Origin of the sequence: Streptosporangium sp. NPDC006930 (genome assembly GCF_040635605.1) — a bacterium.
Taxonomy (GTDB): Bacteria; Actinomycetota; Actinomycetes; order Streptosporangiales; family Streptosporangiaceae; genus Streptosporangium.
This window is the reverse complement of sequence record NZ_JBEYID010000015.1, coordinates 109,306-128,959: the sequence shown is the minus strand read 5'-3', so window position 1 is coordinate 128,959 and position 19,654 is coordinate 109,306. Positions and strand designations below refer to the sequence as shown.

The 19,654-nt window shown below is 70.6% G+C and carries 15 protein-coding genes; 3 read left to right on the top strand and 12 right to left on the bottom strand.

The features are described 5' to 3' along the window. Positions 1–514: 514 nt before the first annotated feature. Positions 515–1,858, bottom strand: a complete 1,344-nt coding sequence (locus tag ABZ664_RS25260) for a hypothetical protein (RefSeq protein ID WP_362514785.1) — start codon at positions 1,856–1,858, stop codon at positions 515–517. Positions 1,859–2,179: 321 nt separating this feature from the next. On the opposite strand from ABZ664_RS25260, the gene ABZ664_RS25255 reads away from it, so the two are divergent. Further along, positions 2,180–2,707, top strand: coding sequence for an ATP-binding protein (locus ABZ664_RS25255; protein WP_362514782.1), 528 nt, complete (start codon positions 2,180–2,182; stop codon positions 2,705–2,707). A gap of 244 nt (positions 2,708–2,951) precedes the next feature. Here the strand turns inward: ABZ664_RS25255 and ssb are convergent, their stop codons facing one another. From ssb to ABZ664_RS25240, 3 genes are all read right to left on the bottom strand, one after another. Next, complete coding sequence (ssb, locus tag ABZ664_RS25250) at positions 2,952–3,848, bottom strand: single-stranded DNA-binding protein (protein ID WP_362514779.1); 897 nt, start codon at positions 3,846–3,848, stop codon at positions 2,952–2,954. Positions 3,849–4,124: 276 nt separating this feature from the next. Further along, positions 4,125–5,762 carry a GTP-binding protein gene (locus ABZ664_RS25245; protein ID WP_362514776.1) on the bottom strand — a complete coding sequence of 546 codons (1,638 nt, stop codon included), beginning with the start codon at positions 5,760–5,762 and terminating at the stop codon, positions 4,125–4,127. Further along, positions 5,759–8,182: a dynamin family protein gene (locus ABZ664_RS25240; protein ID WP_362514773.1), complete on the bottom strand. Its 2,424-nt coding sequence runs from the start codon at positions 8,180–8,182 to the stop codon at positions 5,759–5,761. The genes ABZ664_RS25245 and ABZ664_RS25240 overlap by 4 nt, the downstream gene beginning before the upstream one ends. A 784-nt stretch (positions 8,183–8,966) precedes the next feature. Here ABZ664_RS25240 and ABZ664_RS25235 point away from each other — a divergent pair. Continuing rightward, positions 8,967–9,389: a hypothetical protein gene (locus ABZ664_RS25235; RefSeq protein ID WP_362514771.1), complete on the top strand. Its 423-nt coding sequence runs from the start codon at positions 8,967–8,969 to the stop codon at positions 9,387–9,389. 22 nt (positions 9,390–9,411) lie between these two features. Here the strand turns inward: ABZ664_RS25235 and cobA are convergent, their stop codons facing one another. From cobA to ABZ664_RS25200, 7 genes are all read right to left on the bottom strand, one after another. Then, positions 9,412–10,644: a uroporphyrinogen-III C-methyltransferase gene (cobA, locus tag ABZ664_RS25230; protein WP_362514768.1), complete on the bottom strand. Its 1,233-nt coding sequence runs from the start codon at positions 10,642–10,644 to the stop codon at positions 9,412–9,414. Between the two features lie 229 nt (positions 10,645–10,873). Next, on the bottom strand, positions 10,874–11,956 hold the full coding sequence (gene cobT, locus ABZ664_RS25225; protein ID WP_362514765.1) for a nicotinate-nucleotide--dimethylbenzimidazole phosphoribosyltransferase: 1,083 nt from the start codon (positions 11,954–11,956) through the stop codon (positions 10,874–10,876). Positions 11,957–12,031: 75 nt separating this feature from the next. Further along, positions 12,032–12,943 (bottom strand): sirohydrochlorin chelatase, encoded by a 912-nt coding sequence (locus tag ABZ664_RS25220; RefSeq protein ID WP_362514762.1) that lies wholly within the window; start codon positions 12,941–12,943, stop codon positions 12,032–12,034. A 407-nt stretch (positions 12,944–13,350) separates the two neighbouring features. After that, positions 13,351–13,893, bottom strand: a complete 543-nt coding sequence (locus ABZ664_RS25215) for a GNAT family protein (RefSeq protein ID WP_362514759.1) — start codon at positions 13,891–13,893, stop codon at positions 13,351–13,353. A gap of 231 nt (positions 13,894–14,124) precedes the next feature. Beyond that, positions 14,125–14,889, bottom strand: coding sequence for an LUD domain-containing protein (locus ABZ664_RS25210; RefSeq protein ID WP_362514756.1), 765 nt, complete (start codon positions 14,887–14,889; stop codon positions 14,125–14,127). Next, positions 14,886–16,292: a lactate utilization protein B gene (locus ABZ664_RS25205; protein WP_362514753.1), complete on the bottom strand. Its 1,407-nt coding sequence runs from the start codon at positions 16,290–16,292 to the stop codon at positions 14,886–14,888. The genes ABZ664_RS25210 and ABZ664_RS25205 overlap by 4 nt, the downstream gene beginning before the upstream one ends. A 121-nt stretch (positions 16,293–16,413) precedes the next feature. Beyond that, positions 16,414–17,334 carry a heterodisulfide reductase-related iron-sulfur binding cluster gene (locus ABZ664_RS25200; protein WP_362514749.1) on the bottom strand — a complete coding sequence of 307 codons (921 nt, stop codon included), beginning with the start codon at positions 17,332–17,334 and terminating at the stop codon, positions 16,414–16,416. Between the two features lie 70 nt (positions 17,335–17,404). On the opposite strand from ABZ664_RS25200, the gene ABZ664_RS25195 reads away from it, so the two are divergent. Then, positions 17,405–18,160, top strand: coding sequence for an FCD domain-containing protein (locus ABZ664_RS25195; protein ID WP_362514746.1), 756 nt, complete (start codon positions 17,405–17,407; stop codon positions 18,158–18,160). On the opposite strand, the gene ABZ664_RS25190 is transcribed toward ABZ664_RS25195, so the two are convergent. Then, positions 18,089–19,582 carry a sulfatase gene (locus ABZ664_RS25190; protein ID WP_362514743.1) on the bottom strand — a complete coding sequence of 498 codons (1,494 nt, stop codon included), beginning with the start codon at positions 19,580–19,582 and terminating at the stop codon, positions 18,089–18,091. The two genes, ABZ664_RS25195 and ABZ664_RS25190, sit on opposite strands and share 72 nt — an antisense overlap. Positions 19,583–19,654 lie beyond the last annotated feature (72 nt).

Genomic DNA, 19,654 nt, shown 5'->3' with positions numbered 1-19,654 from the left:
AGCCATGCTGCGGGGCGTGACCTGGACCTAACAGGTGTCTCGGCATCTGACACGGGCAAGACCATCGGCCGGTTATCTCGGCGTCACCGCGCAGTCACGGCGAGACCCCGACCGCGCCCGGCCGGTGCCCCCTCACCTCGCCCGCACCCAGGCTCTCGCCGTGTTCCATGCGAGCCTGCTGCCCCCCCACCAGACACCCTGCTCACTCGAACCCCCTGGATCTCCCCTCTCCCCTCGTCGAATCCTCCAGCGCTTCCTCTCCCCTGCCTTTTCAGGGCCTCGTGGCCCGATCACGGCCGTTCGACGTCCGGCATCGTCATCCGACACCCGGGCACAGGTCGTGGGATCGAAAACGAACCAGGTAGGGGGAGGACGCCAAGAGGGCACCTCCCTCTCAACATCGAAGAGCCGTCAAGAGAGTCATCTCCGAGAGCACGTTCGGCCGGTTCCACGGCGATGACTCCGCCAGGGCCGCGGAGACCGGCTCCGGCGACGCGTCGAGGTTCGGGCACGGTCACCCGGTCAGGGTGGACAGCCTCTGGTCGAGGTCGCTCCTGCGGGTGTCGTCGGGTAGGCGATCGCGAACGGCGAGCAACTTGCCGACGTTGCGCTTGGAGGGGGCCTGCTCGATCAGCGGAACCGCCTGGTGCAGCAGGTCACCGGCCTGGTCGGCGTTGCCGAGGTCGTTCTGGACGCGGGCACGCCTGATCAGGTAGGTGGCATAGTCTCTGCGCCGGGTCGGGGCGTACCCGTTCCTGGCCTTTTCCAGGTGGAGGTCCGCGCGTCGCAGGTCGTCCAGATCGAGGTGACAGGCGCCGACATGGCTGTGGAAGGCCCCCTCGTCGAACCACCGGACCCATCGGGGGTCGTCCGCGCGAGCGCCACGCCCGAACTGGGTGTCGGCGATGCCCAGGAAGCGATGAGCCTCGGCCTTGTCACCGACACTCGCGTGAGCACCGGCCAGACGCACGGCCAGCACGCTGGCGGTGCGCGGCGTGACCTCTCCGGCGCTTCCGTAGGCGGCACGGGCAAGGGTCAAGGAACCGGGAAAGTCGCCTACGTCCCTGCATTGCAGAGCCATCGACTTGAGGATGTCCGCCCCCAAAGCGCGGTCACCGGCCGCGTGCGCGGAATGGACTGCGGCGACCCAGTATCGCTGAGCCGCGGAATGCAGGCCCGTGTCGAATGAGGCGAACCCTGCTATCTGCCCGAGTTCTGCGGCCAGTGTGTGAAGACGCCGGGCGATGGCCTCGCTGTAGGAGGACTTCTCCAGCACCCCGGTGACCATGCCGAGCTCGGCATCGAGCAGTTTGCGAACGTACTGCCCGCCGTGGCTGCCCTGCAGGGTGTACAGGCGAGGCAGGCTCGCCTCGATCTGCTCAACGAACTCCTCACCGATCTGGCCCCCGCCCAGCACAGAGGTGAGCCGGGCCGGTTCGACGTTGAGCCAGTCGGTCGCGAACGCGGTCAGGCTCATCCCGGTCAGCCGCACGAAACCTCGCCGGTCCATCATCGCCTTCTCCAATGCGTGGTTGAGAGCGAGCCGACTGCCCGTCTGGTCCCAGGAGAAGTCGACTCGGATGGGGTCGCCGACCGGCAGCCAGCCGGGCCAGGGCCGGGCGTGGACAGTCTCCGGGGAGACGCCGAGCTCGGCGGCGAGAGCGAGTTGGGTATCCCGGTCGGGCACGACCCCCCAGTGCTCCCAGCGCCACGCCTTCTCCCTCCTTCGCGCCATGTTCCCGACGCGTCGGGCGATGACGGTCACCAGGTCCTGGTAGGTCCAGCCGCGCTCGGCGCGGACATAACTCAACGGATGGACGAAGACCTCTCCGGGCTGCATAGAGACTGGTCCGGACATTCGCCACTCCCCTTTCTCCGACTGTAAATCTGATTAATCCACCCGGACAGGCCACGAGAGGCTTCCCTGAAGAGGGGACAACCCCGGACGACGAGATCTCCCTGTTCGAGAGGGGTGCGAGCAGGTTTTCTTGAGGCCGTTCGGTTCGTTCCGCCCCCGCAACACTACGCTCCGAAATCGTCTCATCACAACGGATAATTAGGGCAGGAATTTCACGAAAGCCCTAATGAACAGCGCCCCATCCCGCCATAGGCGACTTTCCCAAAACCGGTTTCCGTCCGCCGGCGAAACGTCTCCATTTCCCACCCGTTAGGAGCGACGATGCTCATCGAGCACGTGCCCGTCCCGGACCCCGACGGGCACGGCAGACTCCACAACCGCTTCCGGATGACCGCCTGGTGCCTGCCTCTCGGCAACGCCGCCCGCCGTGCCCGGGAGCTGTTCCGCGACCAGCTGGCCAAACAGCTCCCGGACCCCGACGTGCTCGACGACCTGGAGATCGTCATCTCCGAACTCGTCACCAACGCCACCCGTTACGCCCCCGCCCCCTACGAACTACGCCTCCTGCACGACCACAACCTGCCCGTCCGCGCCGAGGTCGTCGACGCCGGAGCAGGAACCACCCTCATCGACCACCTCCTACGCCGCCCACCGGCCGTCCCCGAACACCTCGACGACCTCGAACCCGGCGGCCGAGGTCTGCGCATCGTCACCGAACTCACCCACGGCCACTGCGGCACCCAATGGACCCGGCTGTGCGGCACCGGCCAACTCGGCACCGCCGTCTGGTTCGACCTCCCGACCGAGCAATGCCAGCTCGACCTCACCCCCCGACGACACCACCCCTGAACTCCCCCAACCTCCGGGCAGCCAGGATCGTCCCCCGATCCCCCTGGCCCCGGAGCCGGCCCACGCCCACCACTCCCCCACACCGGGCGTGGACCGCACCCGGAGGCCGGCGTCCACGGACCCGATCCCATCCCCGTCCGTGACGCCGGCCTCCCCACCCTGTACCTCTTCCAGTCCGCGCTCCGGCCTTGAGTTCCCGGTCGACTGGAAGGTCCGCAGCCCAGACCTCTCCGCCTGAAGCGGCTCAGGCCGCGATGGGTGCCCGGGTCGGCCAGGGCGTCTCGTCGCTCGTATCCGGGTGGATCCTCATCGTGCCCGGCCCGCTCCCGACGGGCGCCTCCCCCACGCTCGGGCCTCGCGCCCCCGTCGTGCCTCGCCGCCTCGTCGTCGTGCTTCTCGCCGCCTTCGTCCTCCCGGTCACGGCCTGTCCCTCCGCCGTTTCCTCCCTGGCGGGACCGTGGCCCTGCCCGGTGAGCTCGTGGTCCGCCGGGCGCGGCGGGGCCTCGACGGCCTCCCAGACATGAGTGGTGTCCTGGGGGCCGGTGGTCTCCGGGTGAGCGGTGGAGCCAGCGGAGATCGCGCCGGCCTCGGTCGCCTCACCGTCCGGCGTGATCTCCACCTCGCGCGGCGTGGAGGGCTCGGCGTCGGAGCCGGTCTTCAGCGGAGACGTGGCGCCGAGGGCCCCGGCCGCGACGGGGGCGCCGCCGCTCATGGCCCAGTCGGAGGTCTCGCGGTCAAGCTCGATCCGCTCCGCGCTGCCCAAAGCCGCGACCGGCCCGCCGCGCTGCGGCTTGGAAAAGCTCCCGAGCCCCCAGCGCAGGTCGTGACCGAGCGAGTTCGCCTCCACCTCGGGCATGAACCGGCGCTCTCCCTCATGGGCGAACTCGCGGATCCGCAGCCTCCCCTGGACCACGACCGGCTGGCCCATCTGGACCGACTGGGCGACGTTGTCGGCGAGCCCGCGAAAGCAGCGGACGCCGAAGTAGGTTGTCTCGCCGTTGCGCCACTGCTGGTTCTCCCGGTCGTAGTAACGACTCGTCGAGGCGATCTTGAGTGAGGTCACCCGGGAGCCGTCGGGGAAGGTGTGCTGGCGCGGCGGAGCCGCGACGTTACCGGTCAGCGTGACGTAGATGTCGTTCATCGTGCCTCCCATGAGAGCCGGCCGAGCGCCGGCGGCATGAAGGACACGATCGCTCCGTCCGCCCCTCGCACGGATTACCGAATCACGCTCTGTGGAAAAGCCCGGGGTGCGCGAGGAGGCTGTGGACAACCGGACCCGCCGACCTCATCCCCGCTGAAAGCAGGTTCACGACATGCGTGGGAAAGCTGTGGACAACCAGGTCTGTCGACTTCGCCCCCGCTGAAAACAGCTTCACGACACGCGTGAGAAGGCCGTGAACAACCCGGCGGGGAGGGGTCAGTCCCGCAGGCCCCGCATCGCCGAGTTGAACTCGCTATAACGGGCCAGCTCCCGCTCCACCGGCTCGATCACCATGTTCTCGGCGATCCCGGCGACCCTGCGGCGCATCTCGCGCTCCAGCGCGTCACGCTCGTTGCCCGCGCCGAGCACGACGAAGTTGCGGCTCGCCGTCGCGGTGAGCACACCGAGCCCCAGGACAGAGAAGATCATCAATCCGACCCACGGCAGTGAGGCCGCGTCGGCGAACATCTCCAGCCCTTGTGGCGGGGTTCCCAGACCGAAAACGCCGTAGGCGAGGGCCGTACCGACCCAGGCCAGGCCCACGACGAAGAGCAGGACCAGGAAGTACTGCCAGGCCAGAAGCAGTCGCCACCAGCCGGGAACCCTGTCCAGTCTCGGCGCGACCTCCGACAGTTCCTCGGAGAGCACCTCGGGCAGCTGCGCGGAGCGGGAGCGCGCGGCGTCCCTGATCCCGTTCTGCCACGCCTCGTGCATGCCCGAGGTCAGACCGTCGGTGAGCGCCTGGACGGCGGTGTCCACCTCGGCGGGCTGCGCGCTGACCGAACCGCCGGTCAGGCCATGGATCTCGTCTCGCAGTTTGCCCAGGCGCAGGCTTTTCAGCGGGTCGGGGCGAAGCTTGGCGGCCCAGCGGGTGTAGGGCCAGCCGACCCACTCACCGGACCGCGCGGCGTACACGTTCTCCATCGCCTCGCCGACCGCGGGGACGCCGACCGCGTCGCAGAGCGCGTCGGTGAGACCGATCCTGCGGGCGTCGTCGATGGAGGAGGGTGGGGAGGCACCGTCGGCGGGCATGACCTTCGCGAGGCGGAGCGTCAGCCGGTCAAGGTCGGCCTCCAGCCGCTGGGTCGCGGCCCTGCGCTTGGAGACGGTCTCGGCGAGGACGGCCTTGAGCTCGTCGACGCCTCTGCCCATGATCGCCGAGGTGGTGACGATCACGGGGTTCTCGACCCCCTCACGGCGGAGCAGGCCGTCCAGGTCCTCGACGCACTCGGCGAGTTCCTCCTGGTCGAGCTTGTCGGCCTGGTTGAGTACGAAGATCGTCACGGCCTCGTGCCCGGCCAGATCGGTCACGTAGCGCCGGTGTGTGGAGGCGTCGGCGTACTTCTGCGGGTCGAGCACCCAGACGACGAGGTCGGCGATCTGGATGAGCCGGTCGGCCTCGGTGTCGGTCAGCGCCCGGATGGAGTCGTGGTCGGGCAGGTCGAGCAGGATCAGCCCGTGAAGCTGGCCCTCGTCCTTGTCCAGGGCGCTGGCCCTCGCGAAGCGGTGCCGCCACTGGATCTGCAGCCAGTCGAGCAGCGGACCCGCCCCGTCCAGGCCCCAGACGCAGGCGTGCGTGCGGGCCGTGGTCGGGCGGCGCACCCCTGTCGGCGACAGTTCCAGGCCGGAGACCGAGTTGAAGAGCGTCGACTTGCCGCTGCCCGTACCTCCCGCGAGCGCGACCACGGTGTGCTCGGAGGAGAGCTTCAGCCTGTCACCGGCGCGCAGCAGCAGCTGACCCGACTCGGTGAGGAGCTTGGGCTCGACCTTGCCCGGCCCCAGCTCCACGATCCGAGCCAGCGCGGCGAGCCGGCTGCCGAGACCCTGGCCTGACTGGGTGGTGCCAACACTCATCGGGCGACCTCAAGGTTGTACGTTGCCTGGTAAAGGCGGGTGGCGGCGGATTCGTCAGGTATGCCCGCACCGTCGAGAGCCTGGGCGTAACGCGCCATCTCGTCGTCGAAGAGCATGCCGATCCGGGCTCGGAGATCGCTCCGGGCCTTCACGCCGAGGTTGCGCAGCGACTCCGCGCCGAGCAGCGCGTGCACCAGCCGTTGCGGCAGGGCCCCGGCGCCGTTCCGCTCGTCCGAGGAACCGAAACCGAGCAGCCCGATGGTCAGGATCAGCGAGAGGGACTCGTCGTCGAACGAGATCACCCTCGCCACCGCCCGTTTGGTCACCCCCTCGGTGCGTATCAGCTCGACGATGTGCTCCTGCCAGGCCGCGACGGCCCGGCCGGTCCTGCGCGCGAAGTCGTCGGACGGGCGGCCGAGATCGGGGGTCGCGGCCAGGGCCTCCTGCGCGCCGGGGCGGTTCAGCCAGCGCGAGGCGGCCTCCTCCGAGGCCCGCTGCGCCGCCGAGACGACCACCGACTCCAGCCCCGCCCGCAGCGCGGACTTCAGCGCGCTGATCCGCTCGGGCGCCTGCTGGTTCGCCTTGCCGCCGAAGCGGCTCGGCCTGCGCAGGTGGAGGGTACGCATGAGGTCGCCGGACCCGGCGAAGTCCTGCCAGCGGGCGAGCACCTCACCCCTGAGCAGCGAACCGTCCTCGGTGCTCTTGTCGATGTCGGCCATCGCGCGGGCGTAGGCGCCGTCCACGTCGCCGCGAAGGTCCCTCCGGAAGGCGACCTGGATCTCCAGGTGCTTGGCCAGGGCGGGGACACGGGTGCGGAAGCTGTTCAGCACCCCGTCCAGGGTCGCCCGTACGGCCTGCGCGCGGCGCCGGTCGTCGACCGAGAGATCCGTGAGCCACTGACGCAGCTCGCTCACCTCGGTGTCGGGGAGCATCCCGTCGGTGACCCTGCTCTCGTTGATGACGAACCGCTCGACCTCGCCGAGGCCGTACTCGGTGAGCATCCTGACGAAGTGCTTGGTGATCACTTCTCGGGACCTGGGCGGCACCCGGGAGAGCACGATGGCCAGCCGGGCTCCACGCTCCTTGGCCAGGCGCAGCAGCCGCCAGGCCGGGGCGTCGGCGTACCGGGCGGCGGTGGTGACGAAGATCCACAGATCGGCCGCGTCGAGCATGCGGTGGGCGATCTCGTGGTGCTCCTCGACGACCGAGTCGATGTCGGGGGTGTCGAGCAGGGCGACACCGGAGGGGAGATGCTCGGTGGAGACGAGCACGAGGCTCCCCGAGGCGGCCTCGGGGTCGGGCTCGCCGAGCCGCCGCAGGCTGCCGAGCAGGTCGCTCTCGGCGAACCACTCATGGTCGTCGGGGTGGCAGGCCAGAATGGGCGTGCCGGTCGTCGGGCGACGTACTCCGGTCGCGCTGATCTTGGCGTTGGCCAGGGTGTTGAGAAGCGTGGACTTGCCCGCGCCGGTGGAACCCGCCACCACGACGAGCGCGGGCGCGGTGCTCGTGTGGACGCGCGGGATCACGTAGTCGTCGAGCTGGGCGAGGATCTCGCTCTGGACCCGCCTCGCCTCCTCCGCGCCGGGGAGGTCCAGGCCGAAGGTGAGGTCGGTGACGCCGGTGCGTACGGCGGTGAGCGCGTTGCTCAGCGCCTCGGAGACGGCCTCGGGAAGCAGGGTCTCCCGCATCCCATCCGGCGCTCCATCCTCGCCCTCGCTCCGGCTTTCCTCGTCCTCACTTCGGCGTTCGTCGTTCTCGCCCTGGGTTTCCTCGCCCTGGGCCTCCTCGTTCTTGCTCTCCTCGTCGCCGTCGACGGTTCCGGCCTCGTCCCGGACATCGTCACCGGCCGCGTCGTCGCCCCCGTCCTCGTTCTCGCCTGGCGTCTCGTCGGCGGCCGCGGAGGGCTCGGCGTCACTCGCGGTTTCGTCGGCGATGCCGGTGTCGGCGGTGGCGACCGTGGCGTCGCTCCGAACCTCGCCGCTCTTGGCCTCGTCGTCCTCGGCGTGGCCGGTGTCCGGTGTGCTGCCGTCGCTCTCCGCGTCGTCCTCGGAGTCGTTCCGACGTTCCTGCGAGATCGTGCCGAGAACGACCTCGTCCGGCTCCGCGTCCTTGTCGGACCGTTCCTGCTTCTCCTCCGCCCGGCTCGCGCGGAGGGACGGAGCGCCTCCGGTGCCGGACTCGCTGTCGGGGGCGTCGCCCTCGGACCGGGAGGGGGCTTCCTCTACAGCGGTGCCGGAGGCAGAAGATCCCGTCTCCGGCGCGGGGTCCGGGACTTCCTCGGAGACGGAGGCCTCGGCGCCGGTTCCGGACGGGGAGGTGGCGGGGTCGGCGGTACGAGGGACGTTCGGAGGAACGGGTGCACCCGGACGGAAAAGCGCACCGGGAGCGGCATCCGCACCGGCAGGTGCGCTCGGAGGCACCGGAGCACCCGGACGGAAGATCGCGCCGGGTTCGGCCGGGGAGGCTGGAGCCCCGGAGGTCTGAGGTGCGGGAGCACCGGACGAGGGCCTGGCGGGGCCACCGGTGCGAGGGACGTTCGGAGGAACGGGTGCACCCGGACGGAAAAGCGCACCGGGAGCGGCATCCGCACCAGCGGGTGCGGATGGAGGGACAGGAGCACCGGGACGGAAGGCCGCATCGGGGGCGACGTCCGCACCAGCAGGCGCGCTCGGAGGCACCGGAGCACCCGGGCGGAAGGCCGCACCGGGAGCGGCGTCGGCACCGCCCGGAGCGCTCGGAGGAACGGGTGCACCCGGGCGGAAGGCGGCGCCGGGAGAGCCGGCTGCGGCACCCCCGCGGGAGACACCCGGAGTGCCACCGGGGGCGCCCCGCCCTCGGGGGGTACCCTGAGGAGCCGCGGGCGTGCCCCCACGGGGAGCAGTCGGGGGTGTGCCCCCACGGGGAGCGCCCGGAGAAGCAGGAACACCCGGTGAGGCGGGGAAGCCACGGGGAGCGGGCGTCCCGGGAGCCGCGCCGGGCGAGGCGGGAGCACCTCCACGGGGGACACCCGCGGAAGGACGAACCCCCTGACCAGGAGTCGCGCCGGGCGCGGAGGGAGTGCCTCCGCGAGGGACACCGGGGGAAGCGGGACCGCCCTGACCGGGGGCCGTGGCGGGGCCGCCTCGGGAGGGATTCGCCGGGCGGTTGCCCTGGGTGCCCGGGGAGGCGGGCTTGGCGGCCGCTTCGCGGGCACGGGAGGCGGTGATGGCTTCGATCTTGGCCTGTGCGGCGGCGGCCGCGGCGTGGAAGGCCTCCATCGTCTCCTTGGAGGCGGGCGGGGCCGCGGGGTCGCTCGCCTCGGCGGAGGTCGCGGGACCGCCTCCCGCCGGACCCGCCGTCCTGCCCGAGGGCGCGGTGGAGCCGCCCCCTCCGGCCTGGGTCGCGGGACCCGGTGTCCGGCCCCGGGGCACGGCGGGGCCGGTGGCCGCCCTGGGAACGGCTGTCCCCGGTGGCTGGGCACCCGGAGGTCGGGTGCGGGCGCGGATGGAGGCCGCGTCGTCGTCGGCACGGATGGCGCCGAAGGTCACCGTCTGCTCGCCGGGGGATTCCTTGTCGTCCGACGAGGTGTCGTCAGGCGGCTCCTGGGGGGTGCCGGCGAGGCGAGGGTCACGGCCACCACCCGGTTGAGGGGGCCTGTTGGACGCCGATTTCACGGTACTCGCTCCGCTCGAACCATCTCGACCTCCTGGCCGACCTTCACGACATCGCCGACGATCACGATCGCAGGTGGTCGAATCCCAGCCGCGCTCACACGCTCCGCCACGGTGGACAGCGTGGCGTAAAGAGCGCGTTGGGTGGGAAGGGTACCGTCCTGTACCACCATTACGGGAGTTTCCGGCGAACGGCCGTCACGAATCAGCGCTTCGGTTATCGCGCCGATTCGTTCGACCGCCATCATAAGCACCAGTGTTCCGCCGGATCTTGCCAGATTAGGCCAGTCGACGGTGGATCTCTCATCACCCGGCGGAACATGTACGGAAATCACGTGAAATTCCTGGCTCACGCCGCGATGGGTCACGGGGACGTTCGCCGCGGCGGGCACCGCGATCGGGCTGGTGATGCCGGGAACCACGGTGACCGGGATGCCCTCGCGGGCGCAGGCGAGCATCTCCTCGCCACCGCGACCGAAGACGAACGGGTCACCGCCCTTGAGCCTGACCACGAACTTGCCCTGTTTGGCGTGCTCGATCAGCAGTTCGTTGATCCGCTCCTGGGCCATGTAACGACCATAGGGGATCTTGGCGGCGTCGATCAGCTCGACGTCCGGCGAGAGCTCGTCGAGCAGAGGTTGCGGGGCGAGGCGGTCGGCGACGACCACGTCGGCCTGGGCCAGCAGCTGCCGCCCGCGGACCGTGATCAGGCCGGGGTCGCCGGGCCCTCCGCCGACCAGGGCGACGCCGACCGGCTTGGTACGGTTGCGCCTGGCGTCGACCGTGCCGTCCCTGAGGGCTCCGACGACGGCGTCCCTGATCCCGGCGGCGCGGCGGGGGTCGCCTCCGGCGGTGATCGCCACGCTGATCTCGTCCACCTTGCCGCTGGCCGGGGTCCAGGCCGCCGAGGCGTCCTTGTCGTCGGCGCGTACGCACCAGATGCGCTTGGCCTCCGCCTCCGCGGCCACCGCGGCGTTCACCGCGCGGTCGTTCGTGCAGGCCTGCACCAGCCAGGCCCCGTCGACGTCGCCGACCTGGTAGCGCCTCGCCTCCCAGGTCACGCGACCCGTGGCGATGAGGTCGTCGAGGGCGTGCGTGACGCTCGTCGAGACGACGGTGACCAGGGCGCCCGCGTCGAGCAGCGCCGGCACCCGCCGCTGGGCGACGCGCCCTCCGCCCACGACGAGCACTCGCCGCCCAGAGAGGCGCAAGCCAAGCAGGTACGGCGACATGGCGACCGATCTCCCATTCACGAGGAATTGCGAAGCATGGCGTGCTAGGAGGTAAACCTACCGGCTAATGGCGCCCGCTTCACTGCGCCCGTGTTAACAGCTGTCAAGACAGGGCTGACCGCTGTCAACCTGCCGCCCCAAGACTTCCGTACTTGACTTCCTCCCCGCGACCGAAGCCGGAGGATTCCCGCGGCTGATCTGCGGACAAGCCGCGACCGTGACGGTTGGATCAGGTTTCCTTGTCCGTCACACCGGCGGAATCGAAGGTCGCGACCTCGTGCATCACCCTGACGGCCGCACAGACGATGGGGTGGGCGAGCAGGCCACCCGTACCCTCGCCGAGCCGGAGTTCCAGCTCGACCAGGGGCCGCAGGCCGAGGTGATCCAGGGCGACGGCGTGGCCGGGTTCGGCCGAACGGTGCCCCGCCACACAGTGGTCGACGACGTCGGGGGCGAGGGCCGCCGCCGCCAGCGCCGCCGCCCCGGCGATGACACCGTCCAGGATGACCGGTACGCGAAGAGCCGCCCCGGCGAGGACGAATCCGGCGATCGCGGCGTGCTCCAGGCCGCCGACCGCGGCCAGCGTCCGCAGCGCGGACATCTCCGAGGCACTGTCCCGTTCGAGCTCCAGGCCGTTCGCCCGCAGGGCCTCGCGGACCACCTCGACCTTGCGCGCGAGGGTCTCGTCGTCGACACCGGTGCCCCTGCCGGTCACCACGGCCGCGTCGTGCCCGGTGAACGCGCAGATCAGTGCGGCCGAGGCGGTGGTGTTGGCGATGCCCATGTCGCCGGTGATCAGGCAGCGGGCGCCTCCCTCGACGAGGTCGCGGGCCACGGCGATGCCGGCCTCCAGTGCCGCGACCGCCTGCTCCGGGGTCATCGCGGGTCCGGCGGACAGGTCCGCGGTGCCGTACGCGACCTTGCTGATCGTCAGGCCGGGCGCGGGGTCGAGGTCGGCGGCCACACCGACGTCGACGACCGTCACCGAGACGCCGGCCTGGACGGCGAAGGCGTTGGCCACGGCGCCGCCCGCGAGGAAGTTGCCGACCATCTGCAGGGTGACCTCCCTCGGCCACGGGCTCACGCCCCTGGCGTGGACGCCGTGGTCGGCCGCGAAGATCGCCAGAGCCGCGGGGGCGGGGAGGGGCGGAGGGCTCACCGCCGCGGCCCCCGCCAGTCGTACCGCCACGTCCTCCAGGGCGCCCAGCGCGCCACGGGGCTTGGTCAGGCGGTCCTGGTGGGCGCGGGCTTCGGCGACGGCCGCCGGGTCCGCGGGACGGATCGCCGCGATGGTCTCCTCAAGGGTGGTCATATGATCATTCTCCCTTGAATACGGATTTTCGGGAAAATACCGAAAAGTCATACCAAGCTGCCGGGGATCGACGGATCACCAGGCGATGCCGCTGAGCGCCTCCTCGTAACGCTCGATGACCACGTCGGCCAGGCCCTCGCAGTCGCCGATGACGTCGGCGCAGCGGACGTCCAGATTCGGGTGTCCGGCGGCGTAGGCCATCGCCTGTGCCCAGACGCGGTCGAGCAGGCCACCGGCGAACAGCAGGTAGGGGACGACGATCACGCGCTTGGCGCCGAGGCGGCGGCAGCGCTCGATGCCGCCGGGTACGCCGGGCGGGGTGAGGGAGACGAAGGCCGTCTCCACGGTCATGTACTCGTGGGCGTGGGTCTCCCAGAAGAGGCGGGAGACCCGGTGCACGTCGGCGTTCGTCTCGGGACTGGTGGAGCCGTCGCCGACCAGGACCACGGCGGTCTCACCGATCTCGATGTGCTCGGGCTCGTCGTCGAACACCCCGGCGGCGGCCGGGACGAGCCGGAGGCTGGCGACCTCGGCCGCCGCGTCGGCCAGACGCTCGGCGAGCAGCGCGAGGATGCGCGGGTCCGAGCCGAGGGGACGGCCGTAGTCGCAGGTCAGCATGGGGTGCCTCTCCTGCTCGCGGGCCATCGCCGAAGGGATGTCCGCGCCGAGCCACACGTCTCCGGCGAGGCTCATCGGCTGGGCCACCATCCGGTGGTGCCCGCGAGCGACCAGCGAGGCGACGGAGTCGCTGAGGCGCGGTCTGGCCCTGGCGATGTAACCACCGGAGACGTCCACTGCCGTCTGATCCAGGCGGCAGCGGAGCCGATGGATGAACCTGCCGAATTCAGCGGATCCATTGTCGTCGTGCGAGCCCTGCCCGATGAGCAGCAGCGGCGGTTTCGTGACTCCTCCGCCCCCTGAGGGGAGCGGCTTCTCGCTTCCCTCGACGGAGGTAGGCGACGGCCAAGCCCTGACCGCTTCAGACATCGGAACCATAGCAGGGAAGCAATTCACCTGCCGGGTAAATCCGGCAGTCCCCTCGCTAAATATCATGGAACAGGACTCCAATGACCTTGACCTGGGACTACGCAGTAGCGAATCGCGACCATATCCGATTTCGGCACCGCATGAACAGGTAACGGATCGGTAAATTCTATCTTTTCTTCCCGTTGATCCCGCGGATGACGAAGATCGGATCGACCGCGGCGGGCGACGCTCCCCAGCGGGTCGGCCCATGTGGATCACACGCCCTGGCGCGTCAACCAGGCTCGCGGGAGACGTCCGGCACGGCCACGCCGCCGTTCCACATCCCGCGTACCCTCCCCGCCCGTTCCCCCCTCCCGACCAGGCATGACGTCCATCGCGCCGCCCGCGACACGAGAATCCCGCGTGGATCAGGACAGATCGCTTCTGAGCATTCCCAACACCACGATGTCGCGCGGGCCGTCCTCCCCCAGGTCGGCGGCGCGAAGTACGCCCTCCCTGACGAAACCGGCCTTCTCCGCGACCCGCAGGGAGGCCGTGTTGTCCAGGGCGGCGCGAAGCTCGATCCTGCGCATCTCCGTGGTCTCGAACACCCAGCGCGCCACACCGAGCAGGGCCTCGGTGGCGTAACCCCGGTCCTGGTGCAGCGGATGCACCCCGTACCCGACCTCGGTGGTCCCCGCACCCCAGAGGGTCCTGAAGAGGCTGATCGCGCCCACGATCAGCCCGTCGGCCTCCATCGCCAGGTGCACGCCCTGGCCGGAGCGGTGCAACTCGTGCACGCCGTGGGAGAGCCACTGGGAGATGCCCGACGGGTGCCCGGGGGCGCCTGGCGGCAGGAACCTGTCACGCGCCCTGATCACCGAGCGGACGCGAGGGGCGTCACCCGGGCGGAAGGGCCGGATCACGAGCCGGCCGGTCAGGATCGGCGGATCGGGTACGAAGGCGGTCACGCGCCCTCCTTGCCGGGGGATGTGTGGTCCCAACCTCACCTCGGCGGGACCCGCCCGCGCAAGATCCCGATCCTGCCCGGACGGGCCGGATCGGCATCCGAAGGGAACGGCTCAACGGACGACGAGTCGGTGGTGATCATCCAGACCGGGCCGGCTCGGGGTGCGGCTCAGCGGACGACGACCTCCGTCGGCGAGGATCGTCCCCGCCGAACCGGCTGGAGGTGTGACGGCTCAGCGGACGATGACGACCTCCAGCGTGCGTGGGCCGTGCACGCCCTCCACCCGGTTCAGCTCGATGTCGCTGGTCGCGGAGGGGCCGCTGATCCAGGTCAGCGGCCTGGTGGGGTCGAGCCTGCCGACGGCCTCTGGGACTCCTGCCACGATCTGCCCGGCCCGCACCACGCACAGGTGGTAGTCGGGGACCAGGGTGAGTGCCCGCCGCCCCTGGCCGGGTCCGGCGTCCAGCACGATGGTGCCGGTCACCGCGATCGCGACCGCGCATCCGGTGACGACCCCGTCCACCCCGTCCAGTTCCACCGCGCTCAGCGGAGGGTCGTCGGTGACCGGATCGTCCGGCGCCCACTCCGGCGGCAGTCCCTCAGGGACGACCAGCCGGGCGGCGCCCCGCCGGGCCAGCGCCGCCGCGATCGTCGCGGCGACCTCCGCCTCGTCCACCACGTGGACGACGGCCCGGTAGTCGGCCACACGCTCGGCGAACAGCTCCACCGCGCCCTCCGGGTCCGCCGGCCCCGGTGACGTGCGGTAGGCGCGGGTGATCTCGACGTCGGGAGCTCCGGCCACGGCGGAGCGGATCCTCGCCAGGATCCGCTCCTTGGCCCCCGTACCGGAGAGGTCGCCCGTACCCGAGGAGCCGCCCGTACCGGAAAGACCACCCGCAGCCGAGGAACCGCTCTTGTGGGAGAGGTCGCCCGCACCCGAGGAGGCACCGGACGGGCGCCCGGGACCGGGCGCGGGGGATGCTGCTCCGGCGGTCATCGGGCACCTCCGTCGGTACGGTTCCACCAGTCGCGGAAGGACTCGGCGGGGATGTCGGGAATGTCGCGGGTGTCGGTCCAGGCGGAGAGCGGCCCCGGCAGGCGGCCGGGGACGAACCTGCGCAGGCGTCCGCCGAACCGCTGGGCGCGTGCCAGCCGCGTGGGGCGGTCGAACACCCACCCGGCGGCGCGCATGCCCAGGCGCTCGGCGCGCGCGTGGCGGACCTTGCCGCGCAGGTGGACCAGGACCTCGGGAATGTCGATCGCGACCGGACAGGCGTCGAAGCAGGCGCCGCAGAGAGTCGAGGCGTACGGCAGCGACGCGTCCAGCTCCGAGGCGGTCCCGCGCAACTGCGGGGTGAGGATCGCACCGATCGGTCCCGGATAGACCGATCCGTACGCGTGGCCTCCGGCGCGCTCGTAGACCGGGCAGACGTTGAGGCAGGCGGAGCAGCGGATGCAACGCAACGCCTGGCGGCCCACCTCGTCGGCGAGCACGTTCGTGCGGCCGTTGTCGAGCAGCACCAGGTGGAACTCCTGGCCCTCGGTCGCGCCCGTCCAGGTGGAGGTGTAGGGGTTCATCCGCTCGCCGGTGGAGCTCCTGGGCAGCAGCTGGAGGAAGACCTCCAGGTCCTGCCAGCTCGGCAGCAGTTTCTCGATGCCGACCACGCTGATCAGCGTCTCGGGCAGGGTGAGACACATCCGCCCGTTGCCCTCGGACTCCAGCACCACCAGCGTGCCGGTCTCGGCGATCATGAAGTTGGCGCCGGAGACGGCGACCCTGGTCGACAGGAAACGTTCGCGCAGGTGGAGCCTGGCGGCCTCGGCGAGGGCGCGGGGCTCGTCGGTCAGGTCCTCGGGCGCCGCGCGGCCCCAGTCGGCCATCTTCTCCTGGAAGATCTCGCGGATCTCCGAACGGTTACGGTGGATCGCCGGGACCAGGATGTGCGAGGGCCAGTCGTCACCGAGCTGGACGATCAGCTCGGCCAGGTCGGTCTCGTAGGCGGTGATGCCTTCTGCCAGGAGTGCCTCGTTGAGGCCGATCTCCTGGGTGGCCATCGACTTGACCTTGACCACGGTGGTCTCGCCGGTGGCCTTGACCAGGTCGGTGACGATCCTGTTCGCCTCCTCGGCGTCGGCCGCCCAGTGGACGTGGCCGCCCGCGGCGGTGACGGCCTCCTCCATGCGGAGCAGGTAGTGCTCCAGGTTGCGCAGGGTGTGGTCCTTGATCTCCTTGCCCGCCCGGCGGAGCTCGGCCCAGTCGGGCAGCTCGTCGACCACGAGGGCCCGCTTGCCGCGGATCGTGCGGGTGGCCCTGCGGAGGTTGTATCTGAGCTGCGAGTCCCGCACGGCGACCGCGGCGTTCGCCGGGAAGGCGGGCATGCCCAGGAACGTGCCGCTCACCGGTGGGCCTCCCTCACGTGAGTCCTCTCATCGACGCTCTTCTCGTCAACGCCCCTCCCACCGACGCCCCTCTCGCCGACGGCTCTCTCCCCTGCGGCTCTTTCACCGACGGCCGGGCCGCTCATCGGGTGGTCTCCGTGGCGGCGAGGATCTCGGCGAGGTGCATGATCCGCACACCGGTGCGCTGGCGTTTCAGGGTGCCGCCGATGTGCATCAGGCAGGAGTTGTCGGCGGCGCACAGCACCTCGGCGCCGGTGGTCGCGACGTTGTGCACCTTGTCGGCGCACATCGCCGCGGAGATCGCCGGGTTCTTCACCGCGAAGGTGCCGCCGAAGCCGCAGCACTCGTCGGCACCGGGTAGCGGGACCAGCTCCAGCCCCCTGACCTGCTCCAGCAGCCGGGTGGGCCGGTCTCCCACGCGCAGGATCCGCATCGAGTGGCAGGTCGGGTGGTAGGTCACCCGGTGCGGGAAGTAGGCGCCCACGTCGGTGACGCCGAGGACGTCGACGAGGAACTCGGAGAGGTCGTAGACCCTGGGCACCAGCTCGGCCACCTCGGCGGCGAAGGATCCGGACTCGTCCGCTCGGGACGCCGGACCGGGGCGCGGGTCCTTCGGCGGAGCAGGCGATTCCGGCTCGCCCGCGAGAGGCGCCGGAGCGGGGCCCGAGCCTCTCGGCGGAGCCGTCCGGGGCGCCGAGGCCCCGACGGTCCCGGTGATCAGCCCCCCGGGGGACCCGGCCCTGACCTGGGCGGGGGCGGCGGCGGTGCGGGCGAGCCGGGGGTACTGCTCGCGGACCATCGCGGCGCACGATCCCGACGGCGCGACGACCGCGTCGTAGGGGGCGAAGACGTCCACGAAGTGCCGCGCGAGCCTCCTGCCCTCCTCGGGATATCCCGTGTTGACGTGCATCTGGCCACAGCAGGTCTGGGCGGTGGGGAAGTCGACGTCGCATCCGAGGCGGCGCAGCAGCGTGACGACCGCCCGCCCGGTGCCGGGAAACAGGGTGTCGTTCACGCAGGTGACGAAGAGGGCGACGCGCACGGCGCTCCTTCCTTTCAATGGCCTGACCACAGTATGGTCTGACCATATTTCTCCACAAGAGGAGGTCCCCTTGAGCGGTTGGCAGCCGGTCCGGCGCACCCGGACGTTCGAGGAGGTGATCGCCCAGATCGAGCGCCGCATCGCGGACGACGGCCTCAGGGTCGGGGATCGCCTGCCCGGCGAGCGGCAACTCGCCGAGCAGCTACGGGTGAGCCGGTCGTCGGTACGCGAGGCGATGCGGGTGCTGGAGACGCTGGGAGTGGTCTCCTCGCAGGTCGGACGAGGTCCCGACGCGGGGGCCCTCCTCATCTCCAGGCCCGCCGAGGCCCTGAGCGACCTGCTCAGGCTCCACCTCGGGCTGGCGAACCTGTCGTTGGAGGAGGTCGTCGACGCCCGGTTGATGATCGAGAAGTGGTCGGTCTCGCACGCCGCCGTCCACGGGGCCGACCTGTCCGCCCTGACCGCCGCACTGGAGCGCATGGACGCCACGACGACGGCCGAGGAGTTCGTCGAGCACGACACGGACTTCCACGTCGCCATCGCCGAGGCCTCGGGCAACAGGCTGACCACCGCGATGATGCTCTCCCTGCGCGACTCGCTCCGCCGCTACGCGGTCGAGGCGGTCGAGCGCCTGGGCGACACCGCGGGGCTCATGGCCGACCACCGCCGGATCCACCGGGCCATCGCCGCCGGGGACGCGGCGGAGGCCTCGTCCGCCGTCGAGGACCACCTGCGACGGGCCTACCCCGGCATCTCACGTCCCCCACGGGCTGAGGATGATGAGGGGCTTGAAGGGCAACAGGGGCGGCCTGACCGAGTCGGCTGAGCGGCAGGAGGCGCCCGAGCAGGAGACCAGGGCGTCGAGTTGCCGGTTGAACTCGGCGATCACGGGGAGCGGGATCTCCGCGGCGAGGTTGTGAAGCTGGTAGGGATCCCTGACGACGTCGTAGATCTGGTACTCGCCGGTGGAGTAGCGGACGAAGGTGCTCTGGGCGGTCCGCATCCCCTGGTAGGCGGGGACCGGGGTCTGGCGGGCCGAATCCGGGCTGGTCGGGCGGTAGAACTCCAGCAGCACGTTCTGGCGCCACGAGGGCGGTGTCTCACCCCGCAGGAGCGGCAGCAGGGAGCGCCCCTCGGCGAAGTCGGGGAGCGTGACCCCGGCGAGCTGCGCGAACGTCGGGGCGAGGTCCACGCTCGCGGCCATGTCGCCGACGACGCGGCCCGCCTGCACACCGGGTCCCCTCACCAGCAGCGGCACCTTGATCGACTCATCGAAGGGCGTGGTCTTGCCCTGGCCGAGCCGGTGCTGGCCCAGGTGGAACCCGTTATCGGAGGAGAAAAAGATATACGTTTCATCGAGCTTGCCGGAGACCCTGAGCGATTCGACGAGGGCGCCCACCATGTCGTCCACGCCGAGCATCGCCCGGAGCCGGTCCCGGTAGTGCCGGTCGATCTTGCGGATCCTCGCGGCGTCGAACGGCGGGAGCGACCTGAGCCAGAGCGGCTCGGCGCTGACATCCGCCTGGTCGAAGGACGGGGTGCGCGGGGCCACCACCCCGGCGAAGGCGGCCTCGTGCCGGGGGGCGTGGTTGGCCGGGTTGTGCGGGGCGACCGGGGCGAGATACAGGAAGAACGGATCCTGGCTCGGCTGGGAGACGAACGCCCTCGCCTTCGCGCTGAGCACGTCGGTCAGATAGTCCTGCGGCGCGAAGCCGTATTTCCGCAGCATGCCGTTCTCGTTGAGCGTGTAGCCGTACTCCTCGTACAGCCTGCGCACCGGCACGTCCCACTCGTCCCAGCCGGGAGGCACGTGGGTGGCGGAGGTGGCGCCGCCGGGATAGTGGTTGAGGTATTTGCCCATCAGCCCGGTGCGGTATCCGGCCGACTTCATCCAGGTCGCGATGTTGGAGCGTTCCAGGCCGGATGTGTAGTACTTGGTGAACCCCCCTTCGGGGGCGGTGTTGGTCAGCACGCCGTGGCTGTGCACGTACTGGCAGCGCATGATCGACGCACGCGAGGGACAGCACCAGGAGTTCGGCACGAAGAACCTGTCGAAGCCGGTGCCGCCCTGCGCGAGGAGGTTCCAGATGTTGGGAAATCTCCGCAGATCACCCGCCTCCAGGTCGTCGACGAGGACAAACACGATGTTGGGCCGTCCCTGCGCGTGCGCCACGGCCGGGATCGTTCCCATGGCGGCGAGGGCGAGCAGCGACACCAGGGAGAGGAGTTTGCGAGCGGCGTTGAGCACAGAAACACGCTTCCCGAAAGACAGAATCTCGACACCTCACACTCGACCGACCAATATAGAACGTGTTCTAAT